General features: G+C 62.8%; 16 protein-coding genes. 8 read left to right on the plus strand and 8 right to left on the minus strand.

Annotation, left to right across the window (positions count from 1 at the left end; all coding sequences use genetic code 11):
- Positions 1-53 precede the first annotated feature (53 nt).
- From ABTW55_RS05275 to ABTW55_RS05285, 3 genes are all read left to right on the plus strand, one after another.
- Positions 54-2,132: an iron ABC transporter permease gene (locus tag ABTW55_RS05275; protein WP_060420095.1), complete on the plus strand. Its 2,079-nt coding sequence runs from the start codon at positions 54-56 to the stop codon at positions 2,130-2,132.
- A gap of 11 nt (positions 2,133-2,143) precedes the next feature.
- Positions 2,144-3,190, plus strand: a complete 1,047-nt coding sequence (gene fbpC / locus ABTW55_RS05280; protein ID WP_033653496.1) for a ferric ABC transporter ATP-binding protein — start codon at positions 2,144-2,146, stop codon at positions 3,188-3,190.
- A 246-nt stretch (positions 3,191-3,436) separates the two neighbouring features.
- Positions 3,437-3,703 carry a hypothetical protein gene (locus ABTW55_RS05285; RefSeq protein ID WP_033637517.1) on the plus strand — a complete coding sequence of 89 codons (267 nt, stop codon included), beginning with the start codon at positions 3,437-3,439 and terminating at the stop codon, positions 3,701-3,703.
- A gap of 41 nt (positions 3,704-3,744) precedes the next feature.
- Here the strand turns inward: ABTW55_RS05285 and dusC are convergent, their stop codons facing one another.
- The 3 genes from dusC to rhlE all read right to left on the minus strand — a co-directional run bounded on the left by dusC (position 3,745) and on the right by rhlE (position 7,211).
- A complete protein-coding gene (gene dusC / locus ABTW55_RS05290; protein ID WP_060420098.1) occupies positions 3,745-4,677 on the minus strand; it encodes a tRNA dihydrouridine(16) synthase DusC in 933 nt (310 codons plus the stop codon).
- A gap of 84 nt (positions 4,678-4,761) precedes the next feature.
- The gene (locus tag ABTW55_RS05295; protein WP_060420101.1) at positions 4,762-5,721 is read right to left on the minus strand and encodes a D-2-hydroxyacid dehydrogenase family protein; all 960 of its coding nucleotides are present in this window, start codon (positions 5,719-5,721) and stop codon (positions 4,762-4,764) included.
- A gap of 113 nt (positions 5,722-5,834) precedes the next feature.
- Positions 5,835-7,211 carry an ATP-dependent RNA helicase RhlE gene (rhlE, locus tag ABTW55_RS05300; RefSeq protein WP_033637514.1) on the minus strand — a complete coding sequence of 459 codons (1,377 nt, stop codon included), beginning with the start codon at positions 7,209-7,211 and terminating at the stop codon, positions 5,835-5,837.
- A gap of 297 nt (positions 7,212-7,508) precedes the next feature.
- Here rhlE and cecR point away from each other — a divergent pair, with 297 nt between their 5' ends.
- The 5 genes from cecR to ABTW55_RS05325 are packed head-to-tail and all read left to right on the plus strand — an operon-like array spanning position 7,509 to position 13,226.
- Positions 7,509-8,207, plus strand: coding sequence for a transcriptional regulator CecR (gene cecR, locus ABTW55_RS05305; protein WP_041033964.1), 699 nt, complete (start codon positions 7,509-7,511; stop codon positions 8,205-8,207).
- Between the two features lie 18 nt (positions 8,208-8,225).
- Positions 8,226-9,212: a secretion protein HlyD gene (gene hlyD / locus ABTW55_RS05310; protein WP_033647110.1), complete on the plus strand. Its 987-nt coding sequence runs from the start codon at positions 8,226-8,228 to the stop codon at positions 9,210-9,212.
- 8 nt (positions 9,213-9,220) lie between these two features.
- Positions 9,221-10,957, plus strand: a complete 1,737-nt coding sequence (locus ABTW55_RS05315; protein ID WP_049235001.1) for an ATP-binding cassette domain-containing protein — start codon at positions 9,221-9,223, stop codon at positions 10,955-10,957.
- Positions 10,954-12,108: an ABC transporter permease gene (locus tag ABTW55_RS05320; RefSeq protein ID WP_060420103.1), complete on the plus strand. Its 1,155-nt coding sequence runs from the start codon at positions 10,954-10,956 to the stop codon at positions 12,106-12,108. The genes ABTW55_RS05315 and ABTW55_RS05320 overlap by 4 nt, the downstream gene beginning before the upstream one ends.
- Before the next feature lie 11 nt (positions 12,109-12,119).
- Positions 12,120-13,226: an ABC transporter permease gene (locus ABTW55_RS05325; protein ID WP_033637509.1), complete on the plus strand. Its 1,107-nt coding sequence runs from the start codon at positions 12,120-12,122 to the stop codon at positions 13,224-13,226.
- 75 nt (positions 13,227-13,301) lie between these two features.
- On the opposite strand, the gene ABTW55_RS05330 is transcribed toward ABTW55_RS05325, so the two are convergent.
- The 5 genes from ABTW55_RS05330 to moaB all read right to left on the minus strand — a co-directional run bounded on the left by ABTW55_RS05330 (position 13,302) and on the right by moaB (position 15,853).
- Positions 13,302-14,012, minus strand: coding sequence for a Bax inhibitor-1/YccA family protein (locus tag ABTW55_RS05330; RefSeq protein WP_033637508.1), 711 nt, complete (start codon positions 14,010-14,012; stop codon positions 13,302-13,304).
- Positions 14,013-14,142: 130 nt separating this feature from the next.
- Entirely contained in the window at positions 14,143-14,610 is a 468-nt protein-coding gene (gene moaE / locus ABTW55_RS05335; protein WP_004939764.1) for a molybdopterin synthase catalytic subunit MoaE, read from the minus strand.
- A 2-nt stretch (positions 14,611-14,612) separates the two neighbouring features.
- The gene (moaD, locus tag ABTW55_RS05340) at positions 14,613-14,858 is read right to left on the minus strand and encodes a molybdopterin synthase sulfur carrier subunit (RefSeq protein ID WP_019453985.1); all 246 of its coding nucleotides are present in this window, start codon (positions 14,856-14,858) and stop codon (positions 14,613-14,615) included.
- Complete coding sequence (gene moaC / locus ABTW55_RS05345; RefSeq protein WP_033637506.1) at positions 14,855-15,334, minus strand: cyclic pyranopterin monophosphate synthase MoaC; 480 nt, start codon at positions 15,332-15,334, stop codon at positions 14,855-14,857. Before moaC ends, moaD begins: the two co-directional genes overlap by 4 nt.
- 3 nt (positions 15,335-15,337) lie before the next feature.
- Entirely contained in the window at positions 15,338-15,853 is a 516-nt protein-coding gene (moaB, locus tag ABTW55_RS05350) for a molybdenum cofactor biosynthesis protein B (RefSeq protein WP_033637505.1), read from the minus strand.
- Between the last annotated feature and the right edge of the window lie 87 nt (positions 15,854-15,940).

The raw sequence follows: 15,940 nt of genomic DNA on the forward strand, positions 1-15,940 counted from the left end.
CCTGTTGCCGGGTAAGCCTCACGCCTTACCCGGCCTGAACATCCGGGAAACTTATGTCACATACACATGCTCTCCATCTCGTGGAAAAACGAGATGCGATATTCCTTTGGGTCTTGCTTGGCTGGCTGGCGTTCGCCCTGCTGCCGAGCTGGAGCCTGGATTACGGCCTGCTGGAGTCCACCGGCGATGAAATCCTCGCGGCCTACGGCTGGTCACACCGCAATGTCAGCTGGCTATGGTGCCTGTTGCCGAGCCTGCTGCTGCTTCGCCCCTACGCCCCGGCGGGCGGTGAACGGCGGCGGCGCCACGCGTTCGATGCCGGCTGGGCGCTGCTGTGCATGGCCTTTATCGTCGTCAGCGCCACGGTGGCGGGGCGCGGTTTAGGCTACGCCACCCTGGTGCAATTGACCGCGCTGGGCGCCATCATGACGCTGGCGCTGACCCGCCTCGAATGGCTGGGCGGCGACCGTTTCGTTATCGGTGCGCTGGTCACCATCGTGGCGCTGATCGGCGTCTTCATCGTCTGGCCGAGCATCGCAATTTTCATTCCGATGTTCACCGACCAGACGGGTGCGTTCGCGCCGCTGGCGTTTATGAACGTGCTGTCGCAGGCGCATATCGTTCAGGTGATCCTCAACTCCATCGCCCTGTCGATCGCGGTGGGCGCCGGCTGCACCTTCTTCGGCCTGGTGCTGGCGATTTACACCACCCGCATCGCCAGGCGCAGCGCCATTATCGGCCGCATCTTCTCCATCCTGCCCATCGTCACGCCGCCGTTCGTCGTCGGCCTGGGCGTCACGCTGATGATGGGGCGCTCCGGCTACGTCACCGAGTGGATGGTGGCCTGGTTCGGCCTAACCAACACCAACTGGCTGTACGGCTTTACCGGCATCTGGCTGGCGCAGGTGCTGGCGTTCACGCCGATGGCGTTCATGATCCTCGACGGCGCGATCAAGACCATTCATCCTTCGCTGGAAGAAGCCTCCTACACCCTGCGCGCCAGCCGTTGGCAAACCTTTAACGGCGTGTTCGTGCCGCTGCTGAAACCGGCGCTGGCCAACGCGTTTCTGATCGTGGTGGTGCAATCGCTGGCCGACTTCAGCAACCCGCTGGTGCTCGGCGGCAACTTCGACGTGCTGGCGACGCAAATCTATTTCTACATCACCGGCTCACAGCTCGACTATCAGGCCGCCAGCACCCTCGGCGCCTTCCTGCTGCTGTTCTCGCTGCTGGTGTTCTGCATTCAGTACCTGTGGATCGGCAAGCGTTCCTACGTCACCGTGTCCGGCAAATCCTACCGCGGTGACGTACAGCCGCTGCCGGTCACGCTGGTGTGGGGCGTGATCGCGTTGCTGGCGGTGTGGATAGCCTTTAACGCCCTGCTCTACGGCAGCATTTTCTACGGCAGCTTCACCGTCAACTGGGGGGTGGATTACACGCTGACGCTGGATAACTTCATCAAGCTGTTCGGCCAGGGCATGAGCGACGGCGCGTGGCCTTCGCTGCTCGACACGCTGCTGTACGCCGGGATCGCCGCGCCGATCACCGCCGCCTTCGGCCTGCTGATCGCCTGGATCGTGGTGCGCCAGCAGTTCAGGGGCAAAAAGACCATCGAGTTCACCACCATGCTGTGCTTTGCGGTGCCGGGCACCGTGGCCGGCGTCTCTTACATTCTCGCCTTCAACAGCGCGCCGGTGTACCTCACCGGGACGGCCGCCATCGTGATTATCTCGATGGTGATGCGCAACGTGCCGGTGGGCATTCGCGCCGGGATCGCCGGGCTGGGCCAGATAGACAAATCGCTGGACGAAGCCTCGCTCAGCCTGCGCGCCGGCTCGCTGCGCACCATCGCGCACATCCTGCTGCCGCTGCTGCGCCCGGCGATCCTGTCGGCGCTGATCTACAGCTTCGTGCGCGCCATCACCACCGTCAGCGCCATCGTCTTCCTGGTCACCCCCGATACCCGGGTGGCCACCGCCTACATCCTCAACCGCGTGGAAGACGGCGAATACGGGGTGGCGATCGCCTACGGTTCAATTCTGATCGTGGTGATGCTGGCGATTATTTTCCTCTTTGACTGGCTGATCGGCGAGGCTCGCATCTCCCGTTCAAAAGCCAAAAACCAGGCGTAATGGAGCCCATGATGAGCCAGAAAAATTTCGTTGAACTGCGCAACGTCTCCAAACGGTTCGGCAGCAACACGGTGATCGATAACATCGCGCTCACCATCCCTCGGGGGCAGATGGTGACGCTGCTCGGCCCTTCCGGCTGCGGCAAGACCACCATTTTGCGCCTGGTCGCCGGGCTGGAGAAACCGAGCGACGGGCAGATATTCATTGATGGCGAAGACGTCACCCATCGTTCCATCCAGCAGCGTGACATCTGCATGGTGTTCCAGTCTTATGCCCTGTTCCCGCACATGTCGCTGGGGGAAAACGTCGGCTATGGCCTGAAGATGCTCGGCATTCCGCGCGCCGAAGTGAAAGCGCGCGTGCAGGAAGCGCTGGCGATGGTGGATCTGGCGGGGTTCGACGATCGCTATGTCGATCAGATCTCCGGCGGCCAACAGCAGCGCGTGGCGCTGGCGCGCGCGCTGATCCTCAAGCCGAAAGTGCTGCTGTTCGACGAGCCGTTGAGCAACCTCGACGCCAACCTGCGCCGCAGCATGCGCGAAAAGATCCGCGAGCTGCAAAAGCAGTTTGATATCACTTCGCTGTACGTCACCCACGATCAGAGCGAGGCTTTCGCGGTCTCAGACACCGTGCTGGTGATGAACAAGGGGCATATCATGCAGATAGGCTCGCCGCAGGATCTCTATCGGCAGCCGGCGTCGCGCTTTATGGCGAGTTTCATGGGGGACGCCAACCTGTTCCCGGCCGGCTTCAGCGCGGACTATGTCGATATCAGCGGCTATCGCCTGCCGCGCCCCGCGCACTTTGCCACCGAAGGCGCCGGCACGGTGGGCGTGCGGCCGGAAGCGATCACGCTGAGCGAGCACGGCGAGGAAAGCCAGCGCTGCGTGATCCAGCATGTCGCCTACATGGGGCCGCAGTATGAGGTGACGGTGGCGTGGCATGGGCAGCAGATTTTGCTGCAGGTTAACGCCACTCGCCTGCAGCCGAACGTCGGCGAACATTATTATCTGGAAATTCACCCCTACGGCATGTTTATGCTGGCGGACGCGGCATAATAAGCATCACTCTTAAGCGTTAGAATAACGGCCATTCCGCATGGAATGGCCGGAAATAACCGTCTCAAAAACCGTATTTATCTATTTTTACAATTCCATCCAAGTCCTTGTTCAATCGAAAAATAAATATAGTCGCCTTCATTAAAAAATAACCACCAGGGCCAACAAGGGTGATATTTTTATTTAGATGGGGTAAGCTTAATCCCGCAGTCGAAATTATTTAACGGCCAACTCAAGGAGAAATTCATGAGCAACAATGCAAACGCACAGGCGCAGCTGGATAATTTACGCAACGTCGCTTCCCAGCTGAAGGAAATGCGCCACTATGCGCAGTCGAATACCGAGACGCTCTCCGCACACTGGCTGGCCTTCGATCAGGGGGAATGCAAAAATAAGGCATTCGCCGAAGCAATTAACGACCTGTTGAATAAACAGGGTGCCTGTCTGGAAGGGCTGGAAAAAACCATTCAGGATATCGAGATAGAATTGAACCGTCTCGACAACGCCGCCTGATAATACCTATTTAAATAAACCCGCCGCGTGCGGGTTTATTTTTAGCTGCGGCAGATGACGCGCGCAATATCCCCTGACGTCGTCAGCGCACGTATTTCGGTGAACAGTTCGGTGGCTTCGTCATATTCCTTGCGCAAATAGCCCAGCCACTGTTTGATACGCGCCACGTGATACAGGCCGGTGTCTCCTTGCTTTTCCAGATGGACGTATTTTTGCAGCAGCTCAACCACCTGCGGCCAGGGCATGCGCGGTTCGTTGTACTTCACCACCCGGCTCAGGTTCGGCACGTTGAGCGCGCCGCGCCCCAGCATGATGGCGTCGCAGCCGGTCGTCTGCAGGCAATCCTGCGCGCTCCGGTAATCCCAGATCTCGCCGTTGGCGATCACCGGAATGCTCAGTCGTTGGCGGATCTCGCCGATCGCCGCCCAGTTGATGCGATCCGCCTTGTAGCCGTCCTCTTTGGTGCGGCCATGCACCGTCAGCTCGCTGGCGCCCGCCTGCTGCACCGCATCGGCGATTTCAAAACTGCGGTTGGAGGAGTCCCAACCCAAACGCACCTTCACCGTGACCGGCAGATGGGCCGGCACCGCCGCGCGCATCGCTTTGGCGCCCTGGTAGATCAATTCCGGATCTTTGAGCAGCGTCGCCCCGCCGCCGCTGCCGTTCACCAGCTTGGACGGGCAGCCGCAGTTGAGATCGACGCCGTAAGAGCCCAGCTCCACCGCGCGCGCGGCGTTCTCCGCCAGCCACTGTGGGTGCTGCCCCAGCAGCTGTACGCGCACCAGCGTGCCCGACGGCGTGCGGCTGGCGTGGCGCAGCTCCGGGCACAGCCGGTAGAACGATTTGGCCGGCAGCAGCTGATCGACCACGCGCAAAAATTCGGTGATGCACAGATCGTAGTCGTTCACCTCGGTGAGCAACTCACGCACCAAAGAATCGAGAACGCCCTCCATCGGAGCCAATAATACGCGCATGACCAATCCCAGCTAAAAAAAGACCCGCAATGATACGGGTGAATGCCCGCGCCAGACAAGCCTCTGCGGGCATTAAAAGCGCCGTCAGCCCAGCCGGCGGATCGGTTGGCCGGCGAGGAACGCCGCAATGTCCTCGACCGCCTCGGTGAAGTAGGCGCGGTAGTTGTCGTCCGCCACGTAGCCCACGTGCGGCGTCGCCAGCACGTTGGGCAACTGACGAAACACATCGTCGGCCGGCAGCGGCTCCGTCTCGAACACGTCCAGCCCGGCGCCGGCGATCTTCCGCTGTTGCAGCACGTCCACCAACGCCGCCCGATCGACGATCGCCGCACGCGAGGTGTTGATCAGGTAAGCGGTGGGCTTCATCGCCGTCAATTCGTCACGCCCCACCAGCCCGCGGCTGCGATCGCTCAGCACCAGGTGGATAGAGACAAAATCGCTCTGCTCGAACAACGCCCGTTTGGACGGCGCCAGTTCAGCCCCCTCCTGCGCCGCCCGTTCCGCCGTCAGGTTCTGGCTCCAGGCCAGCACCCGCATGCCGAACGCCTGCGCCACCCGGGCCATCTGGCCGCCGATCTTGCCCAACCCCAGCAGCCCCAGCGTTTTCCCCTGCAGGGTGACGCCGAGATCCCGCTGCCACGGGCCGTTGTTTTGCAGCCCGACGCTTTCCGGCACGATATGCTTCGCCAACCCGAGCAGCAGCGCCCAGGTCAGCTCCATCGGCGCCGCCGACCCGCTGCTGGTGCCGCACACCACCACGCCGCGCTCGGCGGCGGCGGCCAAATCGATAGCGGCGTTGCGCATGCCGGAGGTGATCAGCAGCTTCAGCTTCGGCAGCCGCGCCAGCAGCGAGGCGGTCATCGGCGTGCGCTCGCGCATGATGACCAGAATGTCGCACTCCTGCAGATGCACCGCCAGCTCCGCCTCATCGGTAAAGTGCGCGCTGATGGCGGACACCTCCACCCGCTCGGCCAGCGCCGACCAGTCCGCCATCTTGAGCGCCACCTGCTGGTAATCATCGAGAATTGCGCACTTCAATTTCATCTCCGTCTCCTGGAATCTAGGGGTAGCCACCGTCCAGCCTAGTACGAAAATGCCTTTCCGCCAGGCAAAAAAAAGCCGCCCGTATCGGCGGCTTACTCTTAGAGCAATCAGGCTTATTCGGCCGGTTTGCGATTGCGCGGGCGGCGCGAAGGCGCGCCGGAACGGCGCTGGCCGTCACCCTGCGGGCGGGCGTTACCGTTGCCGTTGCCGCGGTTTTCACGCTGGCCGCCGTTCGCGTTACCGCTGCGCTGACCGCCGCCGTTACCGGAACGCTGGCCACCGCCGTTGCCGCGCGGCGCACCGCGCCCGCCACCCTGGCGGCCGTTGATGATCGGCTCGGCCTTGATGGTCGGATCCGGCTCGTAGCCCGGCAGCGCGATGCGCGGAATTTCACGCTTCAGCAGACGCTCGATGTCGCGCAGCAGCTTGTGCTCGTCCACGCACACCAGCGAGATAGCTTCGCCGGTGCGCTCCGCGCGGCCGGTACGGCCGATACGGTGCACGTAGTCTTCCGGCACGTTAGGCAGCTCGTAGTTCACCACGTGCGGCAGCTGGTCGATATCCAGACCGCGCGCCGCGATGTCGGTGGCCACCAGCACGCGGATGCGGCCGTCTTTAAAGTCCGCCAGCGCACGGGTACGGGCGCCCTGGCTCTTGTTGCCGTGGATAGCCGCGGCGGTGATGCCGTCTTTGTTCAGCTGCTCCGCCAGGTGGTTGGCGCCGTGCTTGGTGCGGGTAAACACCAGCACCTGTTTCCAGTCGCCTTCGCCGATCATCTGCGACAGCAGTTCCCGCTTACGCTTCTTGTCGACGAAGTGCACGCTCTGTTCGATCTGCTCGGACGCGGTGTTGCGGCGCGCCACTTCTACCGAAGCCGGGTTGTGCAGCAGCTTGTTGGCCAACGCCTTGATGTCGTCGGAGAAGGTGGCGGAGAACAGCAGGTTCTGACGCTTGGCCGGCAGCTTGGCCAGCACGCGGCGGATGTCGTGGATAAAGCCCATGTCCAGCATGCGGTCCGCTTCGTCCAGCACCAGAATTTCGATTTTGGACAGATCAACCGCGTTCTGATGTTCCAGATCCAGCAGACGGCCCGGCGTCGCCACCAGGATATCGACGCCGCCGCGCAGCTTCATCATCTGCGGGTTGATGCTCACGCCGCCAAACACCACCAGCGAACGCAGGCGCAGGTGTTTGCTGTAGGCATCGACGTTTTCGCCGATCTGCGCCGCCAGCTCACGGGTTGGCGTCAGGATCAGCGCGCGCACCGGGCGACGGCCCTTGACCGGATGGTCATGCTTGCTCAGCAGCTGCAACAGCGGCAGGGTAAAACCGGCGGTTTTACCGGTGCCGGTCTGGGCGCTGGCCATCAGGTCACGACCTTCCAGCACGACAGGAATAGCCTGACGCTGAATTGGCGTCGGTTCGCGATAGCCCTGTTCTTCAACAGCGCGCACAATTTCAGCACTTAAGCCGAGGGTTTCAAATGACATAAAGAGAAAAACTCCAGATCCCCCCTAACCTAACGGTGTTCGGTGCAGTTTCCTGGGAGGATGATCAGACGGGGCATTAAGCATGACCACGAGGGATTGGCACAAACTGCAGTGCACCAGGCGCCGATTGTAACAGAAGTCGCGCAATAAAAAGCACTTTTACGCGTGGAGAGCACAATCTGCCGTAAATTCAGCATTGTCTGAAGCCGATCACATAACGCATTGTGATTGGCGGTTGCATTTTAAACAATCTGGCATAAAGTTAATCATATGATTGATTAACTTCGAGCGTGACCCATGCCAGCTTCCGTACCTCATCAGGCCGCCGGCCGGGCGCGCGGCGAGCAAGCGCGCCGGCAGCTGCTCGCCGCGGCGACCGACCTGTTCGGCGAATATGGCCTGCAGGGCGCCACCACCCGCGATATCGCCCAGCGCGCCGGCCAGAACATCGCCGCCATCACCTATTACTTCAGCTCCAAAGAGGGGCTGTACCTGGCCGTGGCGCAGTCGCTCGCCGATTTCATCCAGCAGGCGTTCGCCCCGCTGGCCGAAGAGGTCGATCGCTTCTGGCAACAGCCCGTCGCTCAGCGCTCACCCGACGCGGCGCTGCGTTTGCTGCAGCGTGGCCTGCTGGCCTTCAGCGAACTGATGACCCAGCCGCACACGCTGAACCTGAGCAAAATCATGTCGCGCGAACAGCTCGCCCCGACCGACGCCTACCCGCTGATCCACAGCCAGGTGATCGCGCCGATGCACGAGCGGCTGTGCCGCCTGCTGGCGGCCGCCACCGGCATCGACGAACGCGCCCCCCGCCTCGTGCTGCATACCCATGCGCTGATCGGCGAGGTGCTGTCGTTCCGCGTGGCGCGCGAAACCATCCGCCGTCAGGCCGGCTGGCAAGAGATTGGCGAGGGCGAAGCGGCGCAAATCGCGGCGGTGCTGAGCGAGCATATCGAGATTCTGGTTGTTGGGCTGCGCCAACGTCACGGCGCGTAAATTCAGGCAGGGAGTGTTATGAACAAAAAACGCAGTGCCTTGATCGTGTTGTTAATTCTGCTGATCGCGGCCGCCGCTTACGGGGTTTGGCATTACCAACAGCAGCAGGATAAGCCGCTGACGCTGTATGGCAACGTCGACATCCGCACGGTGAACCTCGGCTTTCGCGTCGACGGCCGCCTGGCGTCGCTGACGGTGGATGAAGGCGATGCCGTTCAGCCGGGCCAGTTGCTCGGTAAGCTGGACGACGCCCCCTACCGCAACGCGCTGCAGCAGGCCGAAGCCAACGTCGGCAGCGCGCGCGCCAAGCTGTCGTTGCTGCAGGCCGGTTACCGCGCCGAAGAGATCGCCCAGGTGCGGTCGGAAATGGCGCAGCGCCAGTCCGCCTTCGCCTACGCCGACAGCTTCCTGAAACGCCAGCAGGGGCTGTGGGCGAAAAACGCCACCTCCGCCGACGCGCTGGAGGATGCGCGCACCGCCCGCAATCAGGCGCAGGCCAACCTGCAGGCGGCGAAAGACAAGCTGTCGCAATACCGCAGCGGCAACCGCCCGCAAGAAATCGAACAGGCCAAGGCCGACGTGGCGCAGAGCGAGGCGGCGCTGGCGCAGGCGCAGTTGAATCTGCAAGACGCCACGCTGGTTTCCCCTTCCGCCGGCACGGTGCTGACCCGTGCGGTGGAGCCGGGCACCATGCTCGGCGCCGGCGGCACGGTCTTCACCCTGTCGCTGACCCGGCCGGTGTGGGTGCGCGCCTACGTCAACGAAACCAGCCTGAGCCAGGCGGTGCCCGGCACCGAACTGGAGATCTACACCGACGGCCGCCCCGGCAAGCCTTATCACGGCAAGATCGGTTTCGTCTCGCCGACCGCCGAATTCACGCCGAAAAGCGTTGAAACGCCGGATCTGCGCACCGATCTGGTGTACCGCCTGCGGGTGATCGTCACCGACGCCGACGACGCGCTGCGCCAGGGCATGCCGGTCACCCTGCGCTTCGCCAAACCCTGAGGCCGGCCATGGAACAGGCGCACACCATTGAGCTGGAAGGGCTGGAGAAGCGCTTCCCGTCGCTTGAGAAACCGGCGGTCGCCAGCCTGACTACCACCCTGCGCAGCGGCGCGGTGATCGGGCTGGTCGGCCCGGACGGCGCCGGCAAAACCACCCTGCTGCGCATGCTGGCCGGGCTGCTGCAGCCCAGCAGCGGCAAACTGCGGGTCGCCGGGCTGGATCCGATCGCGCAGGATCGTCAACTGCACGCGATCCTCGGTTACATGCCGCAGAAGTTCGGGCTGTATGAGGATCTGACGGTGATGGAGAACCTGACGCTGTACGCCGATCTGCGCGGCGTCACCGGCGATCTTCGCCGCCAGACCTTCGAGCGGCTGTTGAAATTCACCGATCTGACCCGCTTCACCGAGCGCCTGGCGGGCAAGCTGTCCGGCGGCATGAAGCAAAAGCTGGGCCTGGCCTGCACGCTGCTGGGCGAACCTCAGGTGCTGTTGCTGGATGAGCCGGGCGTCGGCGTCGATCCGATCTCGCGCCGCGAGCTGTGGCGCATGGTGCACGAACTGGCCAACGACGGCATGCTGATCCTGTGGAGCACGTCTTATCTCGACGAAGCCGAGCAGTGCCGCGAAGTGCTGCTGCTCAACGAAGGCGAGCTGCTGTTCAGCGGCGCGCCGCAGGCGCTGACCCGCCGTATGGCCGGGCGCACGGTGTTGATCGCCGCGCCCCCCGGCAGCCATCGATCGCTGCTGCAGCGGGCGATCTGCCTGCCGGCGGTCACCGACGGGGTGATCCAGGGCAAGTATCTGCGCCTGATCCTGAAGGAAGGCGAAGATCACCGCCGGCTGTTGCAAGCGCTGGATCTACCGGACGCCGAACTGGACGAAGCGGATCCGCGCTTCGAGGATGCGTTTATCGATCTGCTCGGCGGCGGCCCCAATCACCGCTCGGCGCTGGCGGAGATCATGCCGACCGTCAACGGCGCAAGCGGTGAAACGGTGATCGAAGCGGTGCAGCTGACCAAAAAATTCGGCGACTTCGCCGCTACCGATCACGTTGATTTCCAGGTGCGGCGCGGCGAAATTTTCGGCCTGCTCGGGCCGAACGGCGCCGGCAAGTCCACCACCTTCAAAATGATGTGCGGCCTGCTGATCCCCTCCAGCGGCAAGGCGCTGGTGCTGGGGATGGATCTGAAGACCAGCTCCGGCAAGGCGCGCCAGCGGCTCGGCTACATGGCGCAAAAATTCTCGCTGTACGGCAACCTGACGGTGGCGCAGAACCTGAAGTTCTTCTCCGGCGTCTACGGCCTGGGCGGCAAGGCGCAGCGCGACAAAATCGACGAGATGTCCCGCGCCTTCAACTTCGCGCCGATCCTCGATCAGACGCCGGACGCGCTGCCGCTCGGCTTCAAACAGCGCCTGGCGCTGGCCTGCGCGCTGATGCACGAACCGGATATCCTGTTCCTCGACGAACCGACTTCCGGCGTCGATCCGCTGACGCGGCGCGAGTTCTGGTTGCACATCAACGGCATGGTCGACAAGGGCGTCACGGTGATGGTGACCACCCACTTTATGGACGAGGCGGAGTACTGCGACCGCATCGGCCTGGTGTACCGCGGCAAGATCATCGCCGCCGGCACGCCGGACGATCTCAAACAGCAGGTGGCGCGCGACGACAATCCCAACCCCTCGATGGAGCAGGCGTTTATCGAGCTGGTGCAGGGCTACGATGAGGAGGAATCACGGTGAGCGATAACCGCACCCCAATCGACGACGGCGGCTTCTCCTGGCGCCGGCTGCGCGCGCTGTGCCTGAAGGAAACGCGGCAGATACTGCGCGATCCCAGCAGCGGCCTGATCGCCTTCGTCATCCCGCTGATGCTGCTGTTTATCTTCGGCTACGGCATCAACCTGGACTCCAGCAAGCTGCATCTGGGCATTCTGATGGAGCAGCAGAGCGAAGACGCGCGCGATCTGGCCCAGGCGTTCGCCGGCTCGCCCTATATCGAACCGACCATCAGCGACAACCGCCAACGGCTGATCCAGCAGATGCAGGCCGGCACGATCCGCGGCCTGGTGGTGATCCCGGTGGATTTCGACCAGCGCATGGCGCGCCCGCACGACAGCGCCCCTATCCAGGTGATCACCGACGGCAGCGAGCCGAACACCGCCAACTTCGTGCAGGGTTACGCCCAGGGCGTATGGCAAGTTTGGCAGCAGCAGCGCGCCACCGATCGGGGCAACAGCGACAAACCGCTGATTGACGTGCAGATGCGCTACTGGTTCAACCCGGCGGCCATCAGCCGGCACTACATCATTCCCGGCGCCATCACCATCATCATGACGGTGATCGGCGCCATCCTCACCTCGCTGGTGATCGCCCGCGAATGGGAGCGCGGCACCATGGAGGCCCTGCTGTCCACCCAGGTGACGCGCAGCGAGCTGCTGCTCTCCAAGCTGATCCCTTATTACTTCCTCGGCATGGCCGCCATGGCACTGTGCATGGCGGTGGCGGTGTGGGTGCTCGGCGTACCCTATCGCGGCTCGCTGCTGATCCTGCTGCTGATCAGCAGCCTGTTCCTCGCCAGCACCCTCGGCATGGGCCTGCTGATCTCCACCCTCACCCGCAATCAGTTCAATGCGGCGATGGTGGCGCTGAACGCCGCCTTCCTGCCGTCGATCATGCTGTCCGGCTTCATCTTCCAGATCGACAGCATGCCGGCCATCGTGCGCGCGGTGACCTACATCATTCCGGCGCGCTACTTCGTCAGCACGCTGCAAACGCTGTTCCTGGCGGGCAACGTCGGCACCGTGCTGCTGATCAATCTGCTGTTCCTGATCGCTTCCGCGGTGGTGTTCATCGGCCTGACGGCCTGGAAAACCCAGCGCCGGCTGGATTGAGGAGAAAAGCGATGTTTCATCGTCTGTTGACGCTCATCATCAAGGAAATGCAGGCGCTGCTGCGCGATCCGCAAACCCGCGCCATTTTAATCATGCCGGTGATCCTGCAGGTGCTGCTGTTCCCGTTCGCCGCGACGCTGGAAGTCACCAACGCCACCATCGCGGTCTACAGCGAAGACAGCGGCCAGGCCTCGGTAGAGCTGACCCAGCGCTTCGCCAAGGCCAAGGCCTTTCAACACGTGCTGCTGCTGCGCAGCCCGCAGGAGATAAAGACCACCATCGACAACCAGCGGGCGCTGCTGCTGATCCGCTTCCCGGCGCAGTTCTCGCGCGATATCGCCACCGGCAACACCGCGCCGCTGCAGCTGCTGCTCGACGGGCGCAACTCCAACAGCGCGCAGATCGCCGCCAACTACGTGCAGCAGATCGTGCAGGAATATCAGAACGAGCTGCTCGGCAACCGCGCTAAACCCAACAACAGCGAGCTGGTGGTGCGCAACTGGTATAACCCGAATCTGGACTACAAATGGTTCGTGGTGCCGTCGCTGATCGCCATGATCACCACCATTGGCGTGCTGATCGTCACCTCGCTGTCGGTGGCGCGCGAACGCGAACAGGGCACGCTGGAACAGCTGCTGGTCTCGCCGCTCACCACCTGGCAGATCTTTATCGGCAAGGCGGTGCCGGCGCTGATCGTCGCCAGCTTCCAGGCCAGCATCGTGCTGCTGATCGGCATCTTCCTGTATCAGATCCCGTTCGCCGGATCGCTGCTGCTGTTCTATGCCACCATGCTGATCTACGGGCTGTCGCTGGTCGGTTTCGGCCTGCTGATCTCGTCGCTGTGCGCCACTCAGCAGCAGGCGTTCATCGGCGTGTTCGTGTTCATGATGCCGGCGATCCTGCTCTCGGGTTACGTCTCGCCGGTGGAGAATATGCCGGTGTGGCTGCAGGATCTGACCTGGGTTAACCCGATACGCCACTTCACCGACATCACCAAGCAGATCTACCTGAAGGACGCCAGCTTCGACATCATCTGGCACAGCCTGTGGCCGCTGCTGGTGATCACCGCCACCACCGGCAGCGCCGCCTACGCGCTGTTCCGCCGCAAAATCGCATAAAAAAGGCTCTGCATGTCACATGCAGAGCCTGGTAAGTCCTAGGGATTTCAAGCTGCTGCTTGAAAGGCCACGGATTTAGCGACGGTTGCCGAAGATACGCAGCAACATCAGGAACAGGTTGATGAAATCGAGATACAGCGTCAGCGCGCCGACGATGGCGTACTTGCGGAAGCTGTCTTTATCATCGGCGTTCAGCTGCTCGCCCATCGCCTTGAGTTTTTGCGTGTCGTACGCGGTCAGGCCGACGAACACCACCACCCCGATGTAGGTGATCGCCCACATCAGCGCGGTGCTTTTCAGCCAGATGTTCACCAGCGAGGCCAGCACGATGCCGATCAGCGCCATGAACAGCATGCTGCCGAAGCCGCTCAGATCGCGCTTGGTGGTGTAGCCATACAGGCTCATGGCGCCGAACATGCCGGCGGTGACCACGAAGGTGCTGGCGATCGAGCTGTAGGTGTAGGCGATGAAGATGCTCGACAGCGTCAGCCCGGTCAGCGCCGAGTACAGCATGAACAGCGAAGTGGCCACCGCGCCGCTCAGGCGGTTGACCATGCCGGAGATCACGAACACCAGCGCCAGTTGAGCGATGATCAGGCCGAAGAAGGTGATCTGGCTGGAGAAGATGAAGTTGAGGATCGCGGGCGTGTTGGCCGCATACCAGGAAACGAACGCCGTCAGCAGCAGACCGCAGGTCATCCAGCCGTAAACCTGCGCCATGTAGGCCTGAATGCCGCTGTTGGCACGTTCGACGATTGAACCATTAGAGCGTGGATATCGGTCCATGACGGTTACCTTTTGCGTTGTAAACAAGATTCCGAAGCCCCGCGAACGGGGCTTCGCCTGCTATAAGCGTACCACAGAATATGCCGGGCGAAAGCGGCAAAGGTCTTGATTTGTTTCCGCTGTTGACGCGTTATTTAGCCGCGTCGTGCCAGCGCTGCGCGGCCTCGCGATCGCTGTCGCGGGCGTCCACCCAACGATCGCCCTGGCCGGTGGCTTCGCGCTTCCAGAACGGCGCGCGGGTCTTCAGGTAGTCCATGATGAACTCGCTGGCGGCGAACGCCATGCTGCGGTGCGCGCCGGTCACGCCGACGAACACGATCTCGTCGCCGGGATACAGCGCGCCGACGCGGTGGATCACCGTCACCCGCTGCAGCGGCCAACGGCTGCGCGCCTCGGCCACGATCTCCGCCAGCGCCTTCTCGGTCATGCCGGGATAGTGTTCCAGCGTCAGCGCGCTGACGTCGTCACCCAGATTATGGTTGCGCACCTTGCCGGTGAAGGTCACCACCGCGCCATCGGCGTCGCACTGCGCCAGCCACTGGTACTCGTCGCCGACGTTGAACGGCGCTTCGCCCACGCGAATGCGGGTATTTTCCATGCTTACCCCCCGGTGACCGGCGGGAAGAAGGCCACTTCATCGCCGGCGCGCAGCGGATGGTCCGCCGCCACCAGCGACTGATTGACCGCCGCCAACAGCTTGCCGGACTCCAGCGCCAGCGCCCAGCGATCGCCGCGCGCGCACAGCGCCTGGCGCAACGCCTCTACGGTCGGGTAATCCGCCGGCATCGACAGGCCGCCGGTGCCCACCAGTTCGCGCACCTGCGCGAAGAAAAGAATATCGATCATACGTTCACCTTAAAATCGCCGGATTTGCCGCCGCTTTTCGCCAGCAGGCGCACCGGGCCGATCACCATGTCTTTCTGTACCGCTTTGCACATGTCATAAATGGTCAATGCCGCCACCGAGGCGGCGGTCAGCGCCTCCATCTCGACGCCGGTTTTGCCGGTCAGCCGGCAGCAGGTTTCGATGCGCACCCGGCTGTGCTGCGTTTGCGCCTCCAGCTGCACTTCGACCTTGCTCAGCATCAGCGGGTGGCACAGCGGGATCAGCTCCCAGGTGCGTTTGGCCGCCTGAATGCCGGCGATGCGCGCCGTGGCAAACACGTCGCCCTTGTGATGGCTGCCGTCGACGATCATCGCCAGCGTGGCGGGCAGCATCTCGACGAAGGCTTCGGCGCGCGCTTCACGCACCGTTTCGGCCTTGGCGGAAACGTCGACCATATGGGCTTCGCCGGCGGCGTTAATGTGGGTTAGCTGTGTCATGACTCAGGGCTTCTTCAAATGGGGCTGGAAGTTGCACGGGCGATGGCGCGCGTCCAACTGCTCTTCGATAATCCGCTCCCAGGCGGTGCGGCAGGCGCGGGTGGAGCCCGGCATGGCGAAGATCACCGTGCGGTTGGCCAGGCCGGCCAGCGCGCGCGACTGGATCGTCGCGGTGCCGATCTCTTCGTACGACACCATGCGGAACAGTTCGCCGAATCCTTCCACCTCTCTGTCGAACAGCGGCAGCAGCGCTTCCGGCGTGTTGTCGCGGGCGGTAAAACCGGTGCCGCCGGTGATCAGCACCGCCTGCACGTTGTCATCGGCGATCCAGGCGGAAACCCGCGCGCGGATCTGGTAAATGTCATCTTTGACGATGGCGCGATCCACCACCTGATGGCCGGCTTCCTGCGCCGCTTCCTGCAGATAGTGGCCGGAGGTGTCTTCCGCCGCGCCGCGGCTGTCGGAGACGGTCAGGATGGCGATATGCGCCGCAATAAACTCGCTGCTCGCATGGCTCATGGTTCAATAGGCTCCTATTCTGAGATACCCAACAGATTTCAAGCTGCAACCAGGCGGCCAGTGCGTAAATCCCCCAGGAGCTTACTC

It is taken from the genome of Serratia sp. SM04, assembly GCF_040280225.1.
Lineage (GTDB): Bacteria > Pseudomonadota > Gammaproteobacteria > Enterobacterales > Enterobacteriaceae > Serratia > Serratia sarumanii.

Bases quoted from the DNA above. Each gene is read 5' to 3' on its own strand.
- moaD (WP_019453985.1), bottom strand. From the start codon at position 14,858: ATGATCGATATTCTTTTCTTCGCGCAGGTGCGCGAACTGGTGGGCACC.
- cecR (WP_041033964.1), top strand. From the start codon at position 7,509: ATGCCAGCTTCCGTACCTCATCAGGCCGCCGGCCGGGCGCGCGGCGAG.
- ABTW55_RS05325 (WP_033637509.1), top strand. From the start codon at position 12,120: ATGTTTCATCGTCTGTTGACGCTCATCATCAAGGAAATGCAGGCGCTG.
- moaE (WP_004939764.1), bottom strand. From the start codon at position 14,610: ATGGAAAATACCCGCATTCGCGTGGGCGAAGCGCCGTTCAACGTCGGC.
- ABTW55_RS05295 (WP_060420101.1), bottom strand. From the start codon at position 5,721: ATGAAATTGAAGTGCGCAATTCTCGATGATTACCAGCAGGTGGCGCTC.
- ABTW55_RS05315 (WP_049235001.1), top strand. From the start codon at position 9,221: ATGGAACAGGCGCACACCATTGAGCTGGAAGGGCTGGAGAAGCGCTTC.
- ABTW55_RS05275 (WP_060420095.1), top strand. From the start codon at position 54: ATGTCACATACACATGCTCTCCATCTCGTGGAAAAACGAGATGCGATA.
- moaC (WP_033637506.1), bottom strand. From the start codon at position 15,334: ATGACACAGCTAACCCACATTAACGCCGCCGGCGAAGCCCATATGGTC.
- moaB (WP_033637505.1), bottom strand. From the start codon at position 15,853: ATGAGCCATGCGAGCAGCGAGTTTATTGCGGCGCATATCGCCATCCTG.
- ABTW55_RS05330 (WP_033637508.1), bottom strand. From the start codon at position 14,012: ATGGACCGATATCCACGCTCTAATGGTTCAATCGTCGAACGTGCCAAC.
- rhlE (WP_033637514.1), bottom strand. From the start codon at position 7,211: ATGTCATTTGAAACCCTCGGCTTAAGTGCTGAAATTGTGCGCGCTGTT.
- hlyD (WP_033647110.1), top strand. From the start codon at position 8,226: ATGAACAAAAAACGCAGTGCCTTGATCGTGTTGTTAATTCTGCTGATC.
- dusC (WP_060420098.1), bottom strand. From the start codon at position 4,677: ATGCGCGTATTATTGGCTCCGATGGAGGGCGTTCTCGATTCTTTGGTG.
- ABTW55_RS05285 (WP_033637517.1), top strand. From the start codon at position 3,437: ATGAGCAACAATGCAAACGCACAGGCGCAGCTGGATAATTTACGCAAC.
- fbpC (WP_033653496.1), top strand. From the start codon at position 2,144: ATGAGCCAGAAAAATTTCGTTGAACTGCGCAACGTCTCCAAACGGTTC.